The organism is Metamycoplasma equirhinis, from assembly GCF_006385185.1.
In the GTDB taxonomy this organism is placed as follows: Bacteria; Bacillota_I; Bacilli_A; order Mycoplasmatales; family Metamycoplasmataceae; genus Metamycoplasma; species Metamycoplasma equirhinis.
The window spans coordinates 1-701 of the sequence record NZ_VFIX01000019.1; the positions used below are offsets into that span (position 1 = coordinate 1).

Sequence of the window (701 nt, forward strand, 5' to 3'; positions counted from 1 at the left end):
CAGAACGACTACGCCCGCGGCAAGATCACGGCAGCCGAGTTGGGTGAGCGCGTCCGCCGCCGGTACAACATCCAGTAACCGGGGTGGAGTGCCGCATCCATGGGACACCGGCGATCACGAACGGAATTGGCAGGGCTACTTCATCCCCGCTATGTCCGTCTTGAGGAACCGGGTCGGCGCTCGAACGCATGCCGAACTGCGTGATGCCGAGAACGACCTCGTTGAGGCCCGGGTGATCGAACTCCGCGAGGATCCCAATCTGCTGGGCGACCGCACAGATCTCGCATACCTGCGGGCGATTCACCGCCAGCTGTTCCAGGACATTTACGTCTGGGCGGGAGATCTGCGGACAGTCGGCATCGAGAAGGAGGACGAGTCTTTCTGCGCGCCGGGCGGCATCAGTCGGCCCATGGAGCATGTGGCTGCGGAGATCTACCAGCTCGACCGGCTCAGAGCGGTCGGCGAAGGTGATCTCGCTGGCCAGGTCGCATACCGGTACGACTACGTGAACTATGCCCACCCGTTCCGCGAGGGCAACGGCCGCTCGACCCGCGAGTTCTTCGATCTCCTGTTGTCCGAACGCGGTTCTGGCCTCGACTGGGGGAAGACCGACCTGGAAGAGTTGCACGGCGCTTGTCACGTGGCGCGCGCCAACTCTGATCTCACGGGCCTGGTCGCGATGTTCAAGGGGATCCTCGACG

General features: G+C 63.8%; 2 protein-coding genes. Both read left to right on the plus strand.

Going from position 1 to position 701, the window contains the following annotated elements:
- On the plus strand, positions 1 to 78 hold a 78-nt coding region (locus FJM08_RS08445), incomplete at its 5' end, for an antitoxin VbhA family protein (RefSeq protein WP_503465696.1).
- Between the two features lie 10 nt (positions 79 to 88).
- On the plus strand, positions 89 to 701 hold a 613-nt coding region (locus tag FJM08_RS08450; RefSeq protein WP_079037164.1), incomplete at its 3' end, for a Fic/DOC family protein.